Below are 22,876 nucleotides of genomic sequence, written 5' to 3'. Positions count from 1 at the left end.
CAGCCCCAACGAATACGAACACCGACACCACACGGCTAAGCTCACGCTGGCCGCATGACACACGAACGCGTGTCCACCATCACGGGGGAAGGTCCGTGGCCCCGCCGCACCAGCCGGCGCCCGCGGCGCGGCTTGCTGCATGCACCTCGGCAACAGGCAGATATCGATGAGGAGGTCTTCGACTCACGTACGGATCACGGCTCCCCTGGCGCCCTCATGCTTACAGCTCCCTGCCACGGGCTTCGTGCGGCGCCGACGTGCCTCTCTTGCCCCTCCCCCGCTCCACCCGCCGTTCGACTCGCTCCTGGTCGATCTCCTTTTGGTACGCGTCCAGTTGCATCAGGCCTTGAGCTTCTGCAGCGCTGCGCTCTTCAGCGTTCATCCGCTCGTAGGCGCGCATCCCCATCCCGGCCTTCTCCTGCAACGCTTCCCGGTAGGCTCTGGTCCGCACCGCCTGACGCAGCCCGACCCGGCCAGCGAGGACTTCGCGGGCCATCTCCCGCAGGGTTTCGTCCTTGCTGTCAGCCAGCCTCTGCAGCGACTTGCGCAAGGCCCGGGCTCGAGCAGGATCCTTGGCGATGTCGAGGAACTCCTCGTCACCGACCTGGTGTTCGTCCATGCGCGCTGCTCCTCGCGAAGGGTTTCCGGACGGCGCTAGAGTAGCCGACGATTACGGAGCGGCCGTGCGATGACGGGGCGAGGGATGACGTTCGAGGTTAGGCCGGAAGACCTTGATGGATACAGCCGCCAGGTGGGGCGTGCGGCTGAAGACATGAACCAGGCGCAGCAGTACATCAAGAAGTACGGCGACATGGGTGCCCTCACCGGGCAGGGGCTGTTCATGTGGGCGACCGGCATGCACTCCCAGGCGATGGATGGGGTCAATGACGTGGTCGCCCGGCTCCACGCCCTCCTGGTCGCCAGCGCCAAAGAGCTGTCGAAATCCGCAGCGTACTATCGGGCAACCGATCGGGACCAGGCATCCAAGCTGGACGGAACGTACCCGTCGAGCAAGCGCTAACCCACTGGAGACCTCACTCGCATGAGTTTCGCAGACACTGTCGAGCCCGTCGGCCATCTCAAAGCACCCAGCACGCCTGATGAATTCTCCAAGGGAATTGTCGGTGACACCGTCAGCACGGTAAGCGACTTCCTCAGCCCCAGCGAGTGGGCACTGGCGACAATTCAGTTCGTCTTCGGATTCAATCCCTTGGAAGAGGCCATCGCTTGGTTCACCGGCGACTGGGAGTCGTACGTGAAGTGCGGCGAGATGTGGGCCAACACGGGAGCGTTCACCAAGGACATAGCTGCGAATCTGAGGTCCGGCAACAGGGAGCTGGATGCGACATGGAACGGCAACGCGGCCGACGCCGCTTATGTCTACTTTGACGAATTGGCGAAGAAGATCGGCTCCTTGGAAGGCGACTTGAAGGAACTTCAGGGCGCTTACAAGGAAGTCGGTCTGGCAGTGGCCAGGGCCGCCGATCTCATCAAGGGCTTGCTTGAGCAACTAGCGGATGAGGCAATCATCGCGGAGGTCGAGCTCAGCGCCGGCACACTGTTGGCCGAGACTGGTGTGGGAGCCGTTATGGGCTATGCGGCGGCTGCTCTGGAAATCGCCGAAATGATCAAGACTTGGGGGCGGGCAACTGAAGCCTACAGTGCCGCCCAGAACGCTGTGGATACGGCGACAGCGGCTGCTGGGTTGGTGGTCGGCAGGATCAGCGTCGCTCTGCAGAGTTTTCCTGAGCCGGGGCAGAGCTACGACAATCCTGCGGTGTAGCCGCCCATTAGCTCAATAGCCAGGCTAGCAGCGTCAGTAGGAGGCAGACGCCAGAACCGGCGAGACCTACGCCGACAAACCACTTTCGCACCGCGCCTACCCGGGTACCCGATACCGCCCGGGTGATCATGGCTACCTGCATACCGCTGCGGGGGAACCTGCCTGTAGCGACGAATGACATGCCGAATGCCACGACGAGCCAGCCGAGGAAAAACAGCGCGATCCATCGGGTCGTCTCGCCGAAGCCGACCCGCACGTAAGAGCCGCCGGCCTGCTGCACGGAAACCTTGCTACCCGACTTCACTTTCGCCCGGATGCTCGCCTCGTCGTCGGTGATCTTGCCGTCGTCGGACCGGAAGGTACCTCCGCACACCGTGGTGTCACTGGAGCTGCGGCTACCTTGTTTGACCCAACAACGCTCGACGGTCAGAGTGCCGTGGGTGCCGGCGACGCCAGCCGCATGAGCCGCGTTGTAGAGGCTGAACCCGAAGATCGCGAGGGCGAGAACGAAGAACAGCCCTCCCAGACCTCGGCCCATGATGCCGGGCTCAGGGAGCGATGCAGATGATGCGAGCGGCGTCAATTCAGGCTGCCTCACTACGTGCCCTTTCCCAGGTCATACTTCTCAACCAGCTCGCGGTCATACCCAAGCCGTCCCACGACGACGGCTCCACACGCGCGTCGACCGTATCGGACTTCTTCATATTGCCCCAGTAAACCAGGATGTCGACCGAGATCCTCGGCTCAGGAGTAACCGCTCATCCTGAACCTGGAGTTCGGCGCCGGACACACCGACTGTCGTCGACCGCGGCCGACGGCGCCAAGCTGGCATCCTCGAGAGGCGGGGGGCCTCATCGATCTCTGCCGTGGGACGTCATGTGCGGCTCGATCACGTGCAAGGTGGCTCCGGTACCTCGAGTGGTCCGCAGGAGAAAGCGGTCAAGAGGTGAAGACTCGGCATCTCTGGAATGCACCCGTCCCGCTAGGCACCGGACTCCTACTGCCCCTGGTGCGGGGGCTGTTTGGCGTAGGGGTCCGGCTGCTGCGGGAACTGTCCCGGAGGAGCGGGGTATCCCTGGTCGGGAGCTCCATTGGGGTAAGACTGCTGAGCACTCGGGTGCCCCATGCCCAGGGACGAGACGCTCCTGCTGGAACCGGGGCCGCTGTTACCACCGTTGCGGCGGTTTCGCATTACCACGAGGGCGATCGCACCGATCACCACGACGACTGCGATACCGCCAACGACGACGAGGATGGCGCCGGAAGAGGAATTCTTCTTTTCGGCCTGGGTCGAAGTGCTCGTCCCTCTAGATCCGTCGGCGGAAGTGGAGCTGGACGCATCGAGTTGACCGAGCGGGTTTCCCCTGGGTCCAGTGGGGATATTCATCGTGAGTGCCGAATACGGCCGAACGATCCCGTAACCGTATTCTTCGTCAGGCGCTTTCCCACCCCTGTGATTCGCGAAGGTGGCCGACTTGATCAAGCGGTTGATGACTTGGCCGGCACTGAGCTCGGGGTATTTTGCGCGAACCAGAGCGGCAGCGGCAGATACAAAAGCTGTGGCCTCCGAAGTGCCGGTACCCACGCCATATCCGTTGGGCTTTGTCGGATTTGCACCAACAATGTCGACACCAGGGGCAGTAAGCACTACCTGTTTTCCAGTGTTTGAGTCTGCCCAGAGGTTCGCATTTTTGTCCACAGCACCGACAGCCACCACACCCGGCAGCGCAGCCGGCTCATTTACGGAAGATCCGTCATTGCCTGTGGATGCGACCACTACAACATCGTGAGCTTCCGCATACGCGATCGCCTCACGACCAGCATTTAGAGTCTTTCCGCCATCATTAGAGAAGGAAAGATTGATAACTTTCGCACCCTGATCCACTGCATATCGAACTGCAGCACCCCAAGTTTCATCCAGGTTCCTGTCCGTCCTCGTCTGAAGGGTACGCAAAGGCAGAATTTTCGCCTTCGGCGCGAGCCCCATCACGCCAGAGGAATTACCCGCGCCGTGACCGTGGCCAGCAATAATGCTCGCCATCTTTGTTCCATGACCGACGAGGTCTTTTTGGGCATTCCTGCCACCGGTGAAGTCTTTACCCTTCAGGACCTGACCACTCAGATCGGGATGCCCGCCATCCACTCCGGAGTCGACGACTGCGACGGTAATACCATCTCCCTGAGATTGAGCCCCAACGTCCTTGGCCGAGAAGACGTTCAAGGCCCATTGTTGATCTCTAACGTAGTCCGCTGAGGCGGTTGAGGCCGTTGTGAGGAACAAAGCTCCTGTCAACGTCACGACTCCCGTCGTAGACGAGACTCGCTTGAAATCCACTTCCCTGCTCCTCACTCAACTACGACTGGTTCCACCAGGGGTCTTCATACAGGCGAGCCGCGCGCGGGTGATCGGTTCGGGGCGCTGAGGAGGGCGTGCAGAGCGCGCCCACCCCCCGAGGCACCTACTCCTACTGCCCGTCATATGGGGGTTGTTGGGGATAGGGGTTGGGGTGCTGCGGAGCCTGTCCCAGCGGAGTGCCGTATCCCCGGTTAGGAGCCGTGCTGGGGTACGACTGGTGGGCGGCCGAGTGCGTGGGGTGCTGCGGCGGATAGCCCGTGCCCTGGGGGGCGACTCCGCCGCCCGAACCAAGTCCGTTGCCACGGCCCTTGCGGCGGCTGCGGATTACAGCGAAGGCAGCAGCGGCCACGACCATGACAGCTGCGATGCCACCGATAAGGAGGATGCCGCCAGCAGATGAACTTTTCTTTTTGTTCGCCTTATCCGTGCTGTCGCTGTCCTTCGATGGTGAGTCGGAGTTCGTCGACGTGGACTGCGAGGCTTGGGCCAGGGGACCCTCCTTGGGGCCGGCGGGGATGTTCATCGTCAGCGCCTTGTACGGGCGGATGATCCCGTATCCGAATTCCTCGTCGGGTGTTTCCTTGGCATCGTGGTCAAGGAAGGTTGCCGACTTGATCAGGCGGTTGATGACCTGGCCTGCGGTAAGGTTGGGATATTTGGCTCGGACGAGGGCTGCGGTGGCGGAGACGTACGCGGCGGCGTCAGAAGTTCCTGTTCCCTCTGAATAGCCACTGGGCTGTGAAGGGTCGGCTTCCACGATTTTGACACCGGGAGCAGTGAGTGTAACGCCTGCACCATAGTTCGAATTATCCCAGAGTTTCAGAGACTGGTCAATTGCACCTACGGCCACCACGCCTGGCAGCTTTCCCGGATAATCTACTTCGGCACTTCCATCGTTGCCGGTAGACGCCACGACGACAACGTCTCGCTGCTGCGCGTACTCGATTGCCTTGGCTCCATCCGAACCAGGACGAGCAAGCGAGTCCTTGAACGACAGGTTGATCACCGAGGCGCCGTGATCCACTGCATAGCGAACACCGGCCGGCCAGTGCTCATCTACGTCTTCGCTGTTATCTCCAGCCTTAATTGGGAGAATTTTGGCCTTCGGTGCCAAGCCAATAACACCCGAAGTGCTCCCCTCCCCGTGCCCGTGGCCAGCGATGATACTCGCCATGCCAGTACCATGGCCGTTGGTGTCACGGTGCGGGTCTTCGTCACTTCCAGTTACATTCTTGCCCTGCAGAACCTGGCCAACCAGATCGGGGTTGCTGGCGTCTACACCCGTGTCGACGACTGCAACTGTGACGCCCTGCCCCTGCGACTCTGACCAGACCTTCTGGAAGTTCATAACACCTATGACCCACTGCTTGTCGCGGATGTAATCCGCTGAGGCAGTAGAGGCTGAAGTGAGGAGCAAGGCTCCTGTCAGCGCCACGACTCCCGTCGCGGAGGACACTTGTTTGAAACCCAATTGCTTGCTCCTCACTCAGCTACGGCCGACTACGCCAGCCTAGGTGGGCAGACACTGGCTCTCCGCCCACCCCGCTTGGTTGCCTACTCGATCGTCCGCGGTACGTTGCGGTTGAGGTCCTCTTCCGAGATCCAGGTCTCTTCGTCCTCGACCAGGTAATCGGGACGCTCGTTCCCGGTGTTCTCTTCTTCGGACCGTCGGCCGTTGCGACCGCCAGCCCCGCCCGCCATGGCGCCTCGCTGGGATCCGCCGCGGCTGCCGTGGAGGCCCGCGCCTCCACCGCCCTTACCGGTGACTCCCTTTGCCGCGCCCACGACACCGCCTCGCGCCCGCGCGAGGGCTCCACGGCCGCCGAGGCCCGCACCACCTCGGCCAGCGGCACCCGCCCCACCGGAGCCCATGCCGCCCATACCGGGCCGACCGCCGATGCCACGACCTGCCGCGCCGCCGCTAGTCAAACCGCCGCGGCCACCGGCAAAGCCGATACCGCCGCGTCCGAGGTTGGATGCTCCACCAGGAGCCACGATGTCCGGGGTCTGGACTCCACCTGTGCCGATGCCGCCGACGCCACGGCCGCCTCCGAATCCTCCGGTTCCCGGGCCGGAACCCGGGGTCGGGAGTGGCGAGATGTCGTCCACCTTCGTCTTAACACTTGGAAGCTCCGAGCCTCCCGGGATGCCCCGTTCTTGAGAAGCCGAAAGGCCTCCCGGGATGCCCCGGTTACTCGGAACCGCGGGAGCTGGCTTGATGCTGGTTGCGGGACCCGCGCTCCACGGCCTATTGGACGCTCGCCCTGCACCCGGTCGCGCCGGAGAGACGCTGGGGGGCGTAATTGGGGGAGGCATCGTGCCGTCGTGCCTCGGTGGCGTGACGCCTTCTCTATGGTTCTGCCACGAGTTGTCACCGAGGTTCTTCGTATAGACCTGGTAGTTGGCCGCCAGATTCTCCATCACCGCAACGGCCTGCAGCTGCCGCTCCTTGGTGAGGGATAGGTTCTTCTCGTCCGCCTTGGCGACGGTGTCCGCGCTGACGCCTGCCGCCAGGTCCTTCTTCATCTGGGCGTCGTTCCGCCCGTCATCGTTGAGCTTGTCGCTCGCGCGTTCAGCCAGGGAGGGTTCCTTGATCTCCTCCATCTTTGCCTTGGAGGCGTCGAGGTCCTTGCTGATCGCGAAGAGCTGCTCCGCCATGAAGTTGGCGTGCGCGGATCCGTTGCGGATCTGGCCGCCGATGTCGCTCGCTCTGCTCCGGAAGGCTTCTGCCGCCTGGCCTTCCCAGTGCTCGAGGACGTTGTCGACGGCCGTCTGGAGCAGGCCGGCGATGCTGCCCTTGGCCGGCTGCGTGTCCACACCGCCGGTCTTGCCGTCCCCGTCACCGCCGGAGAGGATCTCGTGGACCTTCTTCCAGTGACCGCCAACCTCCGCGATCTTGCCGGGGTTCGAGTCCAGGATCATCTTGCGCAGGCCGTTGATCGAGTAGGACATGAAGTCCGTCTTGAGGCCCGTGGGGCGTCCGCCATGCCCCTGGTGTGCGACCTTGTCCGACTCGATGAGGCGGTCGTGGTCCTTCTGCTCTTGTGCCTTCCTCTCCTTCTCCTGGTGTTGCGCGTACTGCTGGCTGGCTTCGTAGTCTCCTCTAGCGTCGGCCACAGCGAACTCCCTCGTCAGTTCTGTTCCGGAAAATGACCACTAGGCCAGCTGGCCCTTCTTGGAGCCACCCGAGTCGTCCCCCACGCTCCGCTTGATCTCATGTTCCTTGTCGTTGTACTTGTCTCGGACCTTCGAGGTCTTGGTGCTGAAGTCGTCTATCAACTCGTGCAGTTGCTTGATGATTCCTTCGATCTTGGTCTTCATGTCGCCCTGAGCCCCGTGCAAGTCCCTGGCCTCGGCGAACCAGCACGACTGACCGAAAGCATCCATCGGGATCTCTGTGTCGTACTTCGACGTGGTGCCGGCCTTGTCCATGTCGTCCAGCAGCCCCCAGAGCTTGCGGATGACCTCGTCCAGCGCGCTCAGATCGACCCGCATTCCGTCGCTCATACCCCGTTGTCCTCTCCCCTGTTTCCAAATCCGAGTCTTGTCTAGCTCGACAGTTCAGCCCGGCCGGCCCGGCCGGCTTGGTCGGTCCGCCTGTGGCGCCAGTCCCGTACCGCGACGCCGCTGCCCGCGATCACCAGGACCAGGAGCAGGGTCACGCCCAGGACGTAGATGGCGACCCGGCGTTCGCGGTCCGTTTCGCTCTCCCCCATCGTTACGGCCATCGGGACGGCCCCTCCCGAGTGGGCCGCGGCGGGCGGGTCCGGTTGGGGGGAGGTGGCCGGTGTGGAGTCGTCCGACAGGGCGGCGACCGGGTCGACGACGCCCCAGCCGGTGTAGCGGTTGGGGCCGCGGCCCGGGCGTTGGGCGGTTTGCTCGATGCGGGTGGCGATCTGAGCCGCCGTCCAGTTCGGGTGTTTCTGCCTGAGCAGGGCCGCGACGCCCGCGACGTAAGGGGCCGCGAAGCTCGTGCCGTCGGCCGTGCACTGGCCGCCCTTCGGCACGGTGGAGACCATGCCGACACCCGGTGCCGCGACGTCCACGAAGTCGCCTGCCTGCGAGAAGAAGGCGCGTTCGTCGTTGCGGTCGGAGGCTGCCACCGCCAGGACGCCCGGGTACGAGGCGGGGTAGGTGTCGGCGGACTTGCCGTCGGCTCCGTCGTTGCCGGCGGCCGCCACGATCAGGGCGCCCGCGTGCACGGCGGCCGCGACGGCGTTGCGCAGTTCCGTGTTGTCCTGCTTGTCCGCGGTGTCCGAGGAGATGTTGATGATCTTCGCGCCCTTGGTCACCGCTGCGCTGATCGCCTGGGACATCGTCTTCGAGTTGCCCTGCTTCTCCTGCGCGCCCGTGTAGCGGAAGGAGAGGATCTTGGCATCGGGTGCGATGCCCGCGAAGCCGGTGCCCTTCAGCGGGCGGGCGGCGATGATGCCCGCCACCCGGGTGCCGTGGCCCTCGTCGTCCTGGGTGCCGTCCGTGTGGCCGACGAAGTCTCCCCCGCCGGGGGCCATGGCACCCCTCAACTGGGGATTGGAGTCGTCGACGCCGGTGTCGATCACCGCGACCGTGACGCCCTCGCCCGTCGCCTGTCCGCGCAGTTGGTCCAGCAGGATGCGCTGGAGGGACCAGGGCGTGGACTTGATGACGCTGCCGCCGAAGACGCACTCGGAGCTCCCGGAGTCGGCGAGGCGGGTGGGCGTCGCCGGCACCGGGGCGGCCCCTGCCGGCGGGACCGATGCGAGGCAGATTCCCGTGGCCGCGAGCACGCCGAAGGCCCACCGCAGTGTGCGGGTTCCACTGTCGCGGCTACGCGAACGGGCTGTCAGGCCCCCCATGTTCAGGCCCCCAGGGCTTGCTTGCTTCCTTCGAAGCTGGGTCATGTCGGTGTGTGTGAAGATGCGCCCATGAGTGTGACGTAGCGTCAATACCTTGGCGGCGCAGAGTTGTTGTGCGGTTGTTGTTGCCGGCGGCCTCGGAGACGGGGTCGGCCCAGCGGACGCCGTGGCGTCGGCTGGGCCGATGTCCCTCATGTCGCGTCCCTCGGGCCGCCGACGGCTCAGCCCCAGGTCGAGGCGTTGCTCTTCTCCGTGGCCTGGTAGTTCTCGGCCGCGCTCTGGAGCGCTGCGGAGATCTTCAGCAGGGTGGCGTGCAGGTCGGCGGCGGTCTGGTCCCACTCGCGCTGCTTGCGCTGGTAGCCCTCCTGCGCCTCGCCTTCCCAGGTGCTGGCGACGCGCTTGACCGCGGCCTCGAGGTCGTCGAGCTGCTGCTTGATGCGGCCGGCGGTCGAGCGCACGTCCGTGGACGCGTTGGTGATGGTTGCGTAGTTGACGAGAATCGACATCGCGTTCCCTTTCAGGGAGAGTCGAAGGAAATCGATGGAAAGCCGGGAAAAGCGGTGAGAACTCGGGTCCGAAACGGCTGGATCAGCCGAAGTCGGACATGATCTTGCTGATCTCCGAGTTCTGCTGCTCTTCCGAGGCGGAGTAGTTGCTCCGCGTGGAGTCCACGGCTTCCTTGATGTCGTTGAGGATGTCGCTCATCCTCTTCGCGTCCGCGTTCCAGCGCTCCTGCAACTGGCGGTAGGACTGGGCCGCCTGACCCTGCCAGCCGCCCGCGATCTGGTCGATGACGCCGTTCAGACGGCGGATCTCTCCCTGGATCTGACCGTTCGCGGTGTTGATGTCGCCGGAGAGCTTGGTCAGTTCGTCCTCTGTTACCCGGAACTGGCCGGCCATGATGAACCTTCCCCCATGTCGTCGTTGATCCGGGAAGCCTGCACCAGGCGCCCGGAAAAGCTTCGCAGCTTTGAGTGCTGCAAACACTCTATCGTCCGCCCGTCACTCATCCACAGGCAAGGCCAATCAGTTACACGGCTCACACACTTGAGCGACGATTCCGTGATCGGTGCCTCAAGTCGGTTGCCTGGGGCGCCCGTTGGGCGGCTACTGGGCCTGCGGCTGCGCCGCGCTACCGGTGTCCAGCGTCGGCCCCTTGGGGATGAACGTCGCCCAGGACTGCGGCACGACGGCGGGGCTGGAGACCTTCTCGTAGCCCAGGCGGGTGCGTGCCTTGTCCGTCTCGCTCGCGTCGCCTGAGGCCGGGGAGGCGGAAGAGGGTGACGTGCCGGTTGAACTGTCGTTGTTCGACGGGAGCGAGTAGCGCAGGCCCGTGTCGGTCAGCAGATAGGTGGCACCGCCGCCCGCTGCCGTACCGGTGACCTCCTGGAAGAGGAGGCCCGAGCCGGAGGAGACATAGGCGCTCAGCGAATCGGCGACGACCTTCTTGGGGTACGCCGTGCCGGCCCAGGCGGCCAGCTGCGGCTTCCTGTTCTCGCCGATGGTGCCGTTGTAGACGCTGCACGAGGTGGTGCGGGCCTGATCGGTCGCCGTGGCCGCGGTGTTGGCCTGCCGCGGAACGGTCTGGGGCCAGCCCTTGTCCGCGTAGAAGGTGTCCGCCTGACCGCCGTTGGCGGCGATGATGTCCGGGGTGCCGACCTTGATGTCGGTGATGGCGTCGGTCCCGTACGCGAGCTTGGCGGAGGGCGAGTTCTTGAGCAGGTTGGCCACGAAGGGCGTGATGGTGGCGACCCGGTCCTGGAGGACGACGTAGTACTGCGTGCCCTGCGCGTCCTGGGCCTTGAGCACCCGGCCCACCGTCCCCGCCTCCTGGGGCAGGCCCTTGACCGAGGTCGGCCGGCCTGCCTGCGGAATCCTCGGGAAGGTGATGACCCCACCCTCGTTGAGGGTGTGCAGCCACTGCTCGCTGACCGGCTGCGGCCGGGCCGTGGTGCCGATGACGGCGGCGCGCAACTGCTCCATGGTGGTGCTGTCCAGGCCGGAGGGGCCGCCCAGCAGGAAGGCGTTGCCCTTGCCGTCCACCAGGTATTCCTGCTTGGTCTTGGAGTCCACGACGTACAGGGCCTCGCCGGCATCCACCTTCCCGGAGTTCGCGAGCGCCTTCGCGTCGCCCGCGTCGAGGACGAAGACGGCGCGGTCGATGGCGTCGGGCGATCCGGGGGCCGGACGCTCGCACACCGCCCAGGTCTTCGCCTTCTCCGCGTCCTCCTTCGCGGGCAGCCGGTCGGGAGCGTAGGGGATGCCGAGGGTCGCGCCGTGCGGGATGCCGCTCTTGTCGATCTCCTTGCCCGGGACCTCGATGACGCTGCCCTTGTCCTTGTCGAGGAGCAGCTTGGCGGAGGCGTAGTTGAGGACGGGGTGGAGCGTCGGGGTCGCCTTGCCGTTCGCCCCCTTGTCGTTGAGGACGACGTAGCGCGTCGTGGAGTCGCTGTCGACGATGATGTACTCACCGGGCGTGTCCCAGCCGGGCGGGGCCGACGGCTTGATCACGCCCCAGGCGATGAAGCCCACGACCAGCACGACGCCCATCGCCAGGCTGGGCATCACCGTCTGCATGGGGCGCGGCGCGCCTTCGTCGGAGCCTCCCGGCGATGGTGCCAGGAACGCCGCGACGGTGCGCTTGCGAGCGAACGTGTAGGCGGCGAGCTCGTCCCGACGCTTTGCCATGGTCCCCGTGTCTCCCGTTTTGTGATGCTCTGTGTGCTCAGAGGGCCGCTGCGGCCGAGCAGGCATTTACTATCGCACTGCGCCATGGGGCGACGGTTCATCAGGTGCCCCGCCGCCCCCGCATCTTCACAGAGCCTCACACAGCGCACCACCATGCGGGGCCGGTCCATGACAGGCTGGCCGCGTGGGGGTTGCGGTGTCCCCTGTGTCGCCCCGCGTTCATCAGCGGGTACCGTGAGCCACGCGCATGCATGAGGTGGGCCATCGGTGCCCCAGGCCCGTCGCCGGGATGTCCACAGAGGATCTCCGCCGACGAACGGCCACTATTTCGCGAAAGGGATGTCCCGGGGGATGACCAGCGCTACGAGCACTCGGCGCGGAGGCCGCGCACAGCAGCAACAGGACGGTCCGGACCGCAGACGCGTGCCGGCTCCGGCCTCCGCCGCCGCGTCGCCGCGCATGCTGCCCAGCCCGGGCGGTATGGGCCCGGTGCGGCTGCCGCAGCTCGTCCTGGTGGAACTGGCGGCGGCGGTCATGCTGGTCGCCTGGGCCGCCGACGCCCCCTGGCTGCTGGCTCCGGCCGGCGCTGTGGCGGCGCTGCTGCTGATGATGGCGGTCCTGCGCCGGGGACACCGGCCGCTGCCCGAGTGGTACGAGACGCGGCGCGCGCTGAGGCGCCGTCAGCGCGGGGCCAAGCTGCCCGTCCCGCCGGGGACGGACCCGATGCTCGCCCCCGCCGTGGAGTGCGACCCGGCCCTGCGGACGTACCGCTTCGTGTCCCGTGACGACCGCTCGATCGGCATGATAGGGGACGGCACCTTCCTGACCGCCGTGCTCTTCGTGCAGCCCGGGGACCAGCCCCTGCGTCCCGACTCCGCCGGGCGGCAACTGCCGATCCACCTGGTCCACGACGCGCTGGAGGTCGACGGCATCCGTCTGGCGTCCGCGCAGATCGTGCAGCACACACAGCCCGCGCCCGCGCCGCATCTGCCGCCGCAGTCGGTCGCCGTACGGTCCTACGGTCCCCTGCAGGCGCAGGCCGGCTCCCCCGCGCTCCGGCTCACGTGGGTCGCCCTCAAGCTCGACCCGGAACTGTGCCCGGAGGCGGTCCAGGCCCGGGGTGACGGTGTTCCGGGGGCGCAGCGCGCCCTGCTGCGGGTGGCGGACCAGCTTGTGAGCCGGCTGGCCGGGGCCGGCTTCAAGGCGACGCTCCTGGACGAGAACGAGCTGGTGCAGGCGCTCGCGACGTCCAGCTGCCTGAACCCGCGGGCCAACGCGCAGCACGCTCAGGACGGGCGGCCGGCCCAGCGGCGTACGGTCGAGTCGGTACGCAGCTGGCGTGTCGACGACCGGTGGCACACCACCTACTGGCTCTCCCGCTGGCCGCAGTTGGGAGACGGCGGCGTGTCGCTGCCCGAGCTGGTCACGCGCTTCACCTCGCTTCCCGTGCTCGCCACGACGTTCAGCGTGACCCTGGGCAAGGCCGGCAGCCGGGGCGTCTCCCTGACCGGGCACATCCGCATCACCACCCGCGGCGACAGCGAACTCGGCCAGGTGGGCCGCGAGTTGGAGCGGGCCGCGAGCGCCGCGAAGGTCGGTCTGGTGCGTCTGGACCGGGAGCAGGTCCCCGGAGCCCTCGCCACGTTGCCGCTCGGAGGTACGTACTGATGTCCCACCCCGCTACGGCCATGGAACCCGGGCAGCACGGCCGGGCCGCCGCGCGCACTCCGGCGCATGTGGCCTCGCCCACCGATACCGGGATGATCCCGGTCATCTCCCAGCCGCAGGCGCCGCTGGAGCAACGGCGCGTCTTCAGCCCGGGCTTCGGGCTGCGCGGACCGCGCCGCAACCGCCATGTCGTCACCGTCGACGAGCTCGCCGCGATCAGCATGCCGATCGGTGACGACGGTGTGATCATCGGCACCGACACGGAGTCGCAGCCGGCCGTGCTCGGCCTGTCCCGTCCGACGCCCTTCGACGTCGTTCTCGTGGGGGGCCTCTGGCTCGCCCAGGTGCTGGCGCTGCGCGCGGCCGCGACGGGGGCGCGCGTGGGTGTCGAGACCGGCCGTCCGCAGGCGTGGCAGCAGTTGGCGCAGGCGGCGGGCGGTGGCCAGCAGTGTGTGACGGTCTATCCGGTGGGACGGGTGCCCGCACAGGGTCCCTCGGTCTCCAGCCCGGTGGTGCTGATCCGGGACTGCGGCGTTCGTCCGCCGCGCGGACGGGTGACCTCGCTGCCGTGGCAGGCCGTCGTGACGGTGCTGCCCTTCGTCAGCGAGCACGCGCCGCGCTGGCTGGCCCAGGCCCAACTGGTCGGCATCCAGCGCATCTCGCCCCAGGAGACGGAGATCGTGCGTGACACCCTGGGCATTCCGGACGAGCATCTCCAGGCGCTGCCGACCCTTTATGACGGCGTCGCCCTGTGGTGCACCCGCAAGCACCGCAAGTTCGTCATGACCGACCCCACGGACGCGGAGACAGGCCTTCTCGGCGTGGCCCGCCGTATGGACTGACGCGTTGTCGTCTCGGGGTGCGGTGCCGGTCGGCCGCCCTCACGGCCACTTTTCCCTCCCGCGATACGAGTGATTAGTCTTCTGGTGATGCGGTGACGATCGCAGCCGCGTGGGACTCGCCACTCGGTCCGCCCGGCCGCGACGACGACCAACTCAGCAGCAGTGGCTGACCAGGAGGCAAGCAGTGAACAGCGATCGGTCCGAGTACAACGGCGGCAGCCCGTCCTCGGACGGGGACGATCAAGAGGTTGACCTCACCGGCGAGTTCGAAATCGTCTACACGCCTCCCGCCTGGTACGCCCAAAGCACGCAAGGAGGTTCCCCGGCCGGCGGGCCACGGGACCCCGACCAGGCTGCGCCGCCGCCTCCCGGACCGCCGGTCGCGCCGGCCGTCGGGCTGCCCACCGGGCCGCCGGGCGGCCTCGGCCCCGCGCCGCACGCCGCCCCGCCCCAGGCACCCGCACCGCACGCCGCCGCGCACCAGGCCGCTCCTGCCGCGCAGACTCCCGTGCCCCAGACACCCGCACCGCCCGCCACCCCGCCTCAGGCCCCTGCCCCGCAGGCGCCGGCCCCCCAGGCTCCCGCACCGGCGCAGCCGTATGCCCAGGGCGCACCGCAGCAGCCCGCGTTCGGCGCACCCGGCGCGAACCCCTACGCAACGGGTGGCTACGGGTTTCCGCAGCAGCATTCCGCTCCGGGCACCCCGCCGGCGGCCGCGAGCGCGGTGACGCCCGGCGGCTACGGCTACCCCCAGCAGGCGGGTGCGGGGGCACCCCAACCGGGCCAGGGCGCGCCGGGCGGGTACGGACAGCCGCAGCAGCAGACGCCGGCTCAGCCGACGGGCGCGCCCGGCTTCCCCGTGCTGCGGCCGGTCGACGAAGACGGCCAGGCGGATTCGCCCCGGGCCGCCGCCCCCGCGGCAGGCGCTCCCACGCCGAGCGTCCCCCGGCAGACCACCCCAGAGGAGCCGATGCCCGAGCTGAACCATGCCGCCGCCGACGCCGAGGCCGAGCGGCTGTTCGGCGGTTCCTCCGACGACGAGCAACCGGAGGAGGAGCGCGGCGACGCGGCGGAGGCGGGTGACTCCGCCGGGTCCGTGGCCGGTGCGGACGACGCCGAGGCGGCGGACGCCCGGTCCGTCGCGGAACCCGACGCCCACACGGCCGACGACGCCGGCACCGGCCCCGGGGCCGCGTCGGCGACCGCGGAGGCAGAGCCCGAAGCAGCGGCCGGGACGGACGCGGAGGCGCACGCACCGGCAGCGGCAGAGCCGGCGCCCCCCGCTCCCGGCCCCCTCCCCGCGCAGGGACAGCTGCCGCCCGCTGCGCAGCCCCCCGCGGCACCCCAGCCGGAGAGCGAGCTCCCGCCGCTGCCGCAGGGCTATGTGCCCGCGCAGCCGGGTCCGGGAGTGCCGCAGCAGGCCGGGCAGCCGGGACAGGGCGGCGCCGCCGGATACGGCCCCGCTCAGCCGCCCGCGCGGCCCGGGCATCAGGTGCCCCCGCAGGGCTCGTTCGGCCCGGTCCAGCCGCCCGCCTTCCCGGCGCAGGGCGGACCGCCGCCCGCCGACCCCCGGCAGGCACCCCAGCCCGCCCAGCCCCAGCCTCCGCAGCCGCAGGCCGCCGGCTACGGCTACCCTCAACAGCCGCCCGCCCAGCCCCAGCCGCCCCAGCCGCAGGCCGCCGGCTACGGCTACCCTCAACAGCCGCCCGCCCAGCCGGGGCCCCCGCAGCAGCCGCAGCAGCAGCCCGGACCGGTCGCCTACGGCTATCCGCCCCAGCAGGCCGGCTACGGCTACCCGCTGCCCGCCCAGCCGCAGCAGCCCGCGCCCCCCGCCGCTCCCCAGCAGCAGCCTCCGGGCCAGACCGTGCCGCAGCAGCAGACGCCCCACCAGCCCCCCGCCGCCTACGGCAACCAGGGCTGGACCGCCCCGGTCGGTCCCCAGGCCGGACCCGGTGCCCCGCAGCAGGCCGCGCCCGGCACTCCGCTCGGTTACAACGCCGCCGTGGAGCTGTCCTCGGACCGGCTGCTGCGCCACCAGCCCAAGGCCCGCAAGAACAACGCGGGCCCGTCCCGGTTCAAGTTCGGCGCCAAGAAGGAGGAGGCCGAGCGCCAGCGGAAGCTGGGGCTGATCCGTACGCCGGTGATGTCCTGCTACCGGATCGCGGTGATCAGCCTCAAGGGTGGCGTGGGCAAGACCACGACGACCATGTCGCTCGGCGCCACGCTCGCCACCGAGCGCCAGGACAAGATCCTCGCGATCGACGCCAACCCGGACGCCGGCACCCTCGGCCGACGGGTGCGGCGCGAGACGGGCGCCACCATCCGCGACCTGGTGCAGGCGATTCCGCAGCTGAACAGCTACATGGACATCCGCCGCTTCACCTCGCAGGCGCCCTCGGGTCTGGAGATCATCGCCAACGACGTGGACCCGGCGGTCTCCACCACCTTCAACGACCAGGACTACCGCAGCGCGCTGGAGGTGCTGGGCCGGCAGTACCCGATCATCCTCACGGACTCGGGTACCGGTCTTCTCTACAGCGCGATGCGCGGAGTCCTGGACCTGGCCGACCAGTTGATCATCATCTCCACGCCCTCGGTGGACGGCGCGAGCAGTGCCTCGACCACGCTCGACTGGCTGTCGGCGAACGGATTCGCCGATCTGGTCCAGCGGTCGGTCACCGTGATCTCCGGTGTCCGCGAGACCGGCAAGATGATCAAGGTCGAGGACATCGTCGCGCACTTCGAGACCCGCTGCCGCGGTGTCGTCGTGGTGCCCTTCGACGAACACCTCGCGGCGGGCGCGGAGGTGGACCTCAACATGATGCGTCCCAGGACCCGCGAGGCCTACTTCGATCTCGCCGCGCTCATCGCCGAGGACATCGCCCGTACGCAGCAGGGCTTCGGCAACCCGAACCTCCAGTTCCAGCAGCCCCCGCAGGGGTACGCGCCCCCGCAGCAGCCCCAGCAGCCCCAGCAGCCCCAGCAGCCCTACGGCGGGCCCGGCGGCTCCCCCCAGCAGGGGCAGGGCTGGCAGCAGCAGCCCGCCCCCGGTCAGGGCTGGCAGCAGCAGCCGCCGGCACCCGGTCAGGGCTGGCAGCAGCCTCCGGCACCGGGCCAGGGCTGGCAGCAGCCTCCGGCACCGCAGCAGCCGCCGCAGCAGGAGCAGCCCGAGCAGGGTCCCGTACCGCCCGGCTGGACACAGCAGTGACGGACCGGCCGGTCGGGGACCGGCCGGCAACGCCGGAGGGCCGGCACCCTCACAGTGCCGGCCCTCCGGCGTCCGCGTGCGTCGCGGCCGCGCGCGTACACGTCCCCACGCATCCCGGGCGTCCCAAGTGTCCCGGGCGTCCCAGGTGTTCGGGTGTTCCGGGTGTTCCGGGGGTCGCTATCGCAGGTCGAACTCCCCGTCGCGCGCCCCGAGTACGAACGCCCGCCACTCCGCCGCGGTGTAGCGCAGGACCGTGTCGGGGTCCGCGGAGTTGCGCATCGCGACGGCGCCGCCCTCCAGGTAGGCGATCTCCACCCGCTCGTCCTGGGGACCGTCAGTGGAGCCGACCCACTCGACGCCACTGATGTCCATGGCGTACAGCGCTTCCTTCTCCTGCTCGGTCGCCACCGGTTCACTCCGTTCCACCGACCTTACGGACAGCGAGGATTCTACAACCGAGCGCGGTGGCGGGGAGTTTGCCGAGCGATCCCGACAGGACGGGTTCAGGCGCGGCCTTCGGCGGCCGCGATCAGCTCCCGGCAGCGCTTGACGTCCTGCGCCATCTGCTCCAGCAGGGCGTCGAGCGACTCGAACCTGGCCTGGCCGCGGACGAACGCGAGGAAGTCGACGGCGACATGCAGCCCGTACAGGTCCAGGCCCACCCGGTCGATGGCGTACGCCTCCACGGTCCGCTCGGTGCCGTCGAACTGTGGGTTCGTGCCGACGGAGATCGCGGCCGGCATCGCCTCGCCTTGGACGTGCAGCCACCCGGCGTAGACGCCGTCGGCGGGGATCGCGGTGTGCGGCAGCGTCTCGACGTTGGCGGTCGGGAAGCCGAGGTCACGGCCGCGCTGGGCGCCGCGCACCACCACGCCCTCGACCCGGTGCGGGCGCCCGAGGATCTCGCTCGCGCCCTCCACATCGCCCTCGGCGATCAGCCGCCGGGTCAGGGTGGAGGAGAAGGGCTCGCCGCCGCCCGCCTCGCCGGACACGTACAGGTCCACCACGTCGACCTCGAAGTCGTAGGTCTTGCCCTGCTCGGCCAGGAACTCCACGTTCCCGGCGGCCTTGTGGCCGAAGCGGAAGTTGGGGCCCTCGACCACGGCCCTGGCGTGCAACTTGTCGACCAGGACCTTGACCACGAAGTCGGCGGGCGAGAGCCGGGAGAACTCGGTGGTGAACGGCAGGATCAGGACCGCGTCGACGCCCAGCTCGGCGCACAGTTCGGCGCGGCGGTGGTGGGGGGCGAGCAGCGGCGGATGGCTGCCGGGGCGCACGACCTCGCTGGGGTGCGGGTCGAAGGTGACGAGCACCGAGGGGACGCCCAGCTCACGGGCGCGTTCCACGGCATGCCGGATGATCAGCTGGTGTCCGCGGTGGACTCCGTCGTAGGAGCCGATGGTGACGACGCTGCGCCCCCAGTCCTCGGGGATGTCCTCCAAGCCACGCCAGCGCTGCACTGTGACCGCTCCTCGTCGAACCCGTGTCCGTGTTTGCCTTGTACGCAGGTCTAAGGGTGCCATGCCACGGGCTCTCGGCCCGCATCGGCATGGTGGCTGTGACAGGCGGCACGCGCGGCCGGCCCGCCGGGGCCGGTCAGGCGGGAACCCGTACGGACGCGAGGCTCTCGATCATGCGGCGGGTGCCGGGACCGACCACGACGGCCCACTCCCCCGGGGTCTCGGCGAGCCAGCGGGCGACGAGCTGCGCGAACCCCGGCACCCGCCGGGCGAGATCGAGCAGAGCGCGGTCGAGGCGGGCCGCGCCCTCCTGGGTACGGGCCAGCAACAGGCCCGTCCGGTGGACCACCAGGCGGACGTGCGCCTCCCCGCCGTGGTGCGCCCCGTCGGCGGCGGCCCGCAACAGGGCGTCGAGGACGGCGGGGTCCCGCTCCTGGGCGAGCAGCAGGTCGAGCAGCTCGTAGCGCAGGGGACGCGACTCCTCGTCGCCGGGCGCGGCGAGGACCGCGGCGAGCGCGGAGCGCACCCTCGGCGGTCCGCCGTCGATCAGTCCGGCGACCAGCGGCAACAGAACGGCGCGGGCGGCGAGGCCGTCGTCGAGCCGTCGGCCGACATAGGCGGCGATCTGCTCCGCGAGGCTCCGGCCCGCCCCCGGGCCGTCGGCGCTCCCCTGCTCCGGGCCCTGTGCCGCGACCTCGCGAACCAGGGCTGCGACCCGGCGGGCGAGGGCGGGTGTGGTGGCGTCGGTGAGGGCACGCAGGGTCTCGGCGGTGTCGGGCCCGGAGTTGCGCAGCCGGGTGCGGAACGCGGAGAGTACCGGTTCCGGATGGGTGGTCAAGGCTGTGACCAGGGCGTTCGGGGGGAGCTGGGGGTCAGCGGCGGCGAACCGCGCGAGGGCCGCCGGCAGGTGCCGGGCGCGGGTGCGGGGATCGCGTACGAGGAGCGCGAGGGCTCCGCCGTGCACCGCGCAGTCGGCGGGGCGGGCGAGCACGGTGACGGCGGCGTGACGCAGCAGCTCGCGGTCGGCCTCGGTGCGGGCGTACGGGGCGGCGCGCAGCCCGTACGCCATCGCCGCCACCCGCCGGGCGGGCCGCTCGTCGTGGGCCCACCGGCCGACGGCCCGGCACAGGGCCGAGGGCGCCTCCTCGGCGAGCACGGCGAGCAGTTCGTCGCCGCGCCGGTGCGCGCTGTCGGCGAGCGCCTCGGGCAGGTCGTCGGGGGCGCGGTGCCGGTGGGCGTACAGCAGGGCCTGTGCGGCGGTGGCCACGGTCGCCTGCGGGGTGGCGGGCAGCGGGCGCTCGTCGTCGAACCAGCGGGTGAGACGGCGTTGTACGGCGACGGCGTCGGCGGCGAGCAGGCGCGCGACGGCGTCCAGGTAGCGGGGCGGGGCGTCGTCACCGGGCACGTCCGCTCCCCGGTCGCCCTCCCGGCCGGGACCGGCGCCCGGGGGCAGGGGCCGGCGCGCGGTCGCGCGCGGGGCCTCGTCGGCTGTCACGAGCCTTCTGAGCAGGTCGAGGCGTTCGGACTCCGGCACCGGCAGCGCCGTCCAGAACCGGGGCGCGAACGCGCGGGGGACGTGCCGCCCCTCGGCCCGCCATCGCACGATGCGGTCCGCGAGGAGGCGCAGGACGTGCAGGTAGGGCCGTGCGTCGGGCAGCCGGACGAGGGTACCGGCGAGGAGGTGGGCGGCCCACCAGATCGCGTCGTCGTCCGGCGGGGTGGAGCGGGGCGCCGGCAGCGCGTCCACCGCGTGCACCAGGTCCTCCAGCCGCAGGGCGAGTCCGGCCGGGCCCTCCCGGCGGGCGAGGTGGAGCAGTGCCTGGACGACCGGGCCGATGCGATGGCGCGGCACGGGCCGGGTGCGGGGCACGGCGGCGGCCCGGTGGAGGGGGCGGGTGCGGCGGCGTGCGGCGGCCGTGGCGGCGAGGGAGGACACCGGGCGCTCTCCGGTGCCGGGCACGCTCCGGTGCACCAGGGTGTGCAGGGCGGCGTCCAGGTCGAGGTGTCCGCCCTGGAGCCAGTCGGCGAGTTCCTCGTGGGTGAAGCGGTAGCCGTGGCCCGCGGGCTGGATCAGGCCCTCGGCGAGCACGGCGCAGGCCCAGCCCGCGGTGCCGCCGAGCCGTCGTCCCGGCGCGGGCCCCCAGGGGAAGACGGCTTCGAAGGCGGACGCGTCCAGGGCGCCCCGCCCGGAGCCGAGGCATCGGCGGGCGGCCTCGTGGACCTGCCCGGAGACCTTGGCCGCGAGGCGGCGTACGGCCGTGCCGTGCAGCCCGTTCTCGGCGGCGAGCCGGATCGCGATGCGCAGGCAGACGAGATCGAGGTGGGCGGAGAAGACCTGGTGACGGTCGAGCGGCGCGTGCGGCACGTCCTGCGGGTACGGCACACTCCGGGCGTACGGCGCATCCGGTGCGCCCTGCGCGTCCGGCGCATCGGGAAGCGCGGCGCGCACCTCCCCGAGCAGGCGCGGGACGAGCGGGTGCCGGGCGTCGGAGTCCTGGAGAAGGCCCTCGGGGATGCCATGGCGGGCCAGGGCCTCGCGTGCCTCGGCCGCGGTGAGCTCGCCGAGCGTCACACAGGGAGGCAGATGGTCCGGCGCCGGAATCGCGTGACGCACGTCCCCCTCCGGCTCCACCGCGCGCCCTCGGTGGAGCAACTCCTGCGGGAACTCCGTCCCCGCCTCCTCCCAGTACTCCGGTCCGCAGGCGATCACCAGCCGTGAGCCGGTCCCGCGCAGCCAGGCGGCCGTCTCCCGCGTCCACTCGGGGAGCCTGCGGGCAAGGCCGGCCGGCATCTCCTCGGGGCCGTCGAGGAGCAGCAGCAACGGGCGCCCTGCATCCCGTGCGACCCGCGCGAGGTGCTCGGGCCGGATCCCGCCGGGCTCGCCCTCGGGGCCCCCGGCCACTGACGCCGTTCCGGCCGTCGATCCGGCTGCGGGAGCGTCGCCGCCCGCCGCGCGGTGCAGCACCCGCGCCACCGCGGTGGCCAAGGAGGTGTCCGTCTCCCTGAGGTCCGCTCCGCGCAGCGACAGCACGGGGACCGGCTCGGGGCCCCGGGCGCGCCGTGCGGCCAGGGCGGCGAGTTCCGTCGTACGGCCGCTGCCGGGGGCGCCGACCAGCGCCAGGACGGCGGACGCGCTTCGCTCGAAGGCCGTGAACTCCTCGATGACGCGCGAGCGTTGGACGGTGACGCGGTCGTCGGGCGGGCTGCCCGTTCCCGCGGCCCTCGCCGTGAGGTCCAGGACTCCCGCGAGGTTCAGGTCCGCCCCGTAGGCGGGGACGGTCCGCGCGTTGCGGTCGAGCAGCTCGTCGAGCGGCTGTCCGAGCCCCCGCAGCGGTACGGCGAAGCCCGTGGCCCGGTGTTCGGTGTACAGCCGGGTGCCGAGGACGGCCAGCACGGCGCCGGTGGCGGCGTCGAGGACCGGTCCCCCGGCGGCCCCGCCGCCCGGGCGCAGCGCTTCGGTGCCCGCCGTGCCGACCGCCAGTTCCAGCGTGTCGTCGACGAGGCGGGAGCACTCGGCGGCCCGGTAGGTGGCGGCGGTCGTGCCGAGCACCCGGGCCTCGCGCCAGCCGCCCGCGGCGATCCTGACGTACGCACCGGCCTCGATCCGGTCCCGGGCCGTGACGGGGAGCGGGTCCAGGCCCAGCCCCTCGGTGCGGACGAGGGCGAGGTCGGCATACGGCAGCGGGGTCACCGCGTCTGCGTCCACCTCGCAGACCTGTCCGTCCGGCGCGTGCAGCACCAGGCGGGCCAGTCCGTCGACGGCCTCGTGGCTGGTGATCAGTGTGCCTCGGTGGTCGATAGCGAACCCGGTGCCGCGGGGGCGTCCGGCCAGGTCGCACACCCGTACAAGGGCGGAACCCGTGCCGTGCCCCATCGCGCCGTCCGGTGTCCGAGGGCCTCGTACCGCCATGCTCGAACCTCCCCGCCGTGCCTGAGCCCGACGGTAGGCCGCTGGTGATCAACGGAACAGATCTTGCGGCGAACGCGCCCCCTTCCGCTCCCTTGGTTCACTCCGAGCGCCTGCTCGATGGGGTGA

At 69.8% G+C, this 22,876-nt stretch carries 18 protein-coding genes; 5 read left to right on the top strand and 13 right to left on the bottom strand.

The window, feature by feature from the left end:
• Positions 1-220: 220 nt before the first annotated feature.
• Positions 221-619, bottom strand: coding sequence for a hypothetical protein (locus tag ACIP94_RS37820; protein WP_402436519.1), 399 nt, complete (start codon positions 617-619; stop codon positions 221-223).
• Between the two features lie 84 nt (positions 620-703).
• Here ACIP94_RS37820 and ACIP94_RS37815 point away from each other — a divergent pair, with 84 nt between their 5' ends.
• Complete coding sequence (locus tag ACIP94_RS37815; RefSeq protein WP_402436517.1) at positions 704-1,021, top strand: hypothetical protein; 318 nt, start codon at positions 704-706, stop codon at positions 1,019-1,021.
• 21 nt (positions 1,022-1,042) lie between these two features.
• Positions 1,043-1,783 carry a hypothetical protein gene (locus ACIP94_RS37810; protein WP_402436514.1) on the top strand — a complete coding sequence of 247 codons (741 nt, stop codon included), beginning with the start codon at positions 1,043-1,045 and terminating at the stop codon, positions 1,781-1,783.
• Positions 1,784-1,790: 7 nt separating this feature from the next.
• Here the strand turns inward: ACIP94_RS37810 and ACIP94_RS37805 are convergent, their stop codons facing one another.
• The 9 genes from ACIP94_RS37805 to eccB all read right to left on the bottom strand — a co-directional run bounded on the left by ACIP94_RS37805 (position 1,791) and on the right by eccB (position 11,662).
• Positions 1,791-2,381, bottom strand: a complete 591-nt coding sequence (locus tag ACIP94_RS37805; RefSeq protein ID WP_402436512.1) for a hypothetical protein — start codon at positions 2,379-2,381, stop codon at positions 1,791-1,793.
• Between the two features lie 399 nt (positions 2,382-2,780).
• A complete protein-coding gene (gene mycP, locus ACIP94_RS37800) occupies positions 2,781-4,082 on the bottom strand; it encodes a type VII secretion-associated serine protease mycosin (protein WP_402436509.1) in 1,302 nt (433 codons plus the stop codon).
• Between the two features lie 166 nt (positions 4,083-4,248).
• Positions 4,249-5,574: a type VII secretion-associated serine protease mycosin gene (mycP, locus tag ACIP94_RS37795; RefSeq protein ID WP_402436506.1), complete on the bottom strand. Its 1,326-nt coding sequence runs from the start codon at positions 5,572-5,574 to the stop codon at positions 4,249-4,251.
• 119 nt (positions 5,575-5,693) lie between these two features.
• Positions 5,694-7,256: a hypothetical protein gene (locus ACIP94_RS37790; RefSeq protein WP_402436503.1), complete on the bottom strand. Its 1,563-nt coding sequence runs from the start codon at positions 7,254-7,256 to the stop codon at positions 5,694-5,696.
• A gap of 39 nt (positions 7,257-7,295) precedes the next feature.
• The gene (locus ACIP94_RS37785; RefSeq protein ID WP_402436500.1) at positions 7,296-7,646 is read right to left on the bottom strand and encodes a hypothetical protein; all 351 of its coding nucleotides are present in this window, start codon (positions 7,644-7,646) and stop codon (positions 7,296-7,298) included.
• Positions 7,647-7,687: 41 nt separating this feature from the next.
• Entirely contained in the window at positions 7,688-8,974 is a 1,287-nt protein-coding gene (gene mycP / locus ACIP94_RS37780) for a type VII secretion-associated serine protease mycosin (RefSeq protein ID WP_402436522.1), read from the bottom strand.
• 221 nt (positions 8,975-9,195) lie between these two features.
• Positions 9,196-9,480, bottom strand: a complete 285-nt coding sequence (locus ACIP94_RS37775) for a WXG100 family type VII secretion target (RefSeq protein WP_355921014.1) — start codon at positions 9,478-9,480, stop codon at positions 9,196-9,198.
• A gap of 82 nt (positions 9,481-9,562) precedes the next feature.
• On the bottom strand, positions 9,563-9,874 hold the full coding sequence (locus ACIP94_RS37770; protein WP_311697200.1) for a WXG100 family type VII secretion target: 312 nt from the start codon (positions 9,872-9,874) through the stop codon (positions 9,563-9,565).
• 207 nt (positions 9,875-10,081) lie between these two features.
• Positions 10,082-11,662, bottom strand: coding sequence for a type VII secretion protein EccB (eccB, locus tag ACIP94_RS37765; protein ID WP_402436496.1), 1,581 nt, complete (start codon positions 11,660-11,662; stop codon positions 10,082-10,084).
• A 351-nt stretch (positions 11,663-12,013) separates the two neighbouring features.
• On the opposite strand from eccB, the gene eccE reads away from it, so the two are divergent.
• From eccE to ACIP94_RS37750, 3 genes are all read left to right on the top strand, one after another.
• On the top strand, positions 12,014-13,330 hold the full coding sequence (gene eccE, locus ACIP94_RS37760) for a type VII secretion protein EccE (protein WP_402436493.1): 1,317 nt from the start codon (positions 12,014-12,016) through the stop codon (positions 13,328-13,330).
• On the top strand, positions 13,330-14,172 hold the full coding sequence (locus ACIP94_RS37755) for a hypothetical protein (RefSeq protein ID WP_402436490.1): 843 nt from the start codon (positions 13,330-13,332) through the stop codon (positions 14,170-14,172). Before eccE ends, ACIP94_RS37755 begins: the two co-directional genes overlap by 1 nt.
• 184 nt (positions 14,173-14,356) lie before the next feature.
• Entirely contained in the window at positions 14,357-17,380 is a 3,024-nt protein-coding gene (locus tag ACIP94_RS37750) for an SCO5717 family growth-regulating ATPase (protein WP_402436487.1), read from the top strand.
• Between the two features lie 177 nt (positions 17,381-17,557).
• On the opposite strand, the gene ACIP94_RS37745 is transcribed toward ACIP94_RS37750, so the two are convergent.
• From ACIP94_RS37745 to ACIP94_RS37735, 3 genes are all read right to left on the bottom strand, one after another.
• Positions 17,558-17,788, bottom strand: coding sequence for a DUF397 domain-containing protein (locus ACIP94_RS37745; RefSeq protein WP_402436484.1), 231 nt, complete (start codon positions 17,786-17,788; stop codon positions 17,558-17,560).
• 95 nt (positions 17,789-17,883) lie between these two features.
• Positions 17,884-18,840, bottom strand: a complete 957-nt coding sequence (locus ACIP94_RS37740) for a bifunctional riboflavin kinase/FAD synthetase (protein ID WP_402436481.1) — start codon at positions 18,838-18,840, stop codon at positions 17,884-17,886.
• 136 nt (positions 18,841-18,976) lie between these two features.
• A complete protein-coding gene (locus ACIP94_RS37735) occupies positions 18,977-22,750 on the bottom strand; it encodes a trypsin-like peptidase domain-containing protein (protein ID WP_402436478.1) in 3,774 nt (1,257 codons plus the stop codon).
• Positions 22,751-22,876 lie beyond the last annotated feature (126 nt).

The sequence above is a fragment of the Streptomyces sp. NPDC093261 genome (genome assembly GCF_044753645.1).
Taxonomy (GTDB): domain Bacteria; phylum Actinomycetota; class Actinomycetes; order Streptomycetales; family Streptomycetaceae; genus Streptomyces.
The sequence above is the reverse complement of the archived record's forward strand: the minus strand, read 5'-3'. Positions and strand labels throughout refer to the sequence as shown.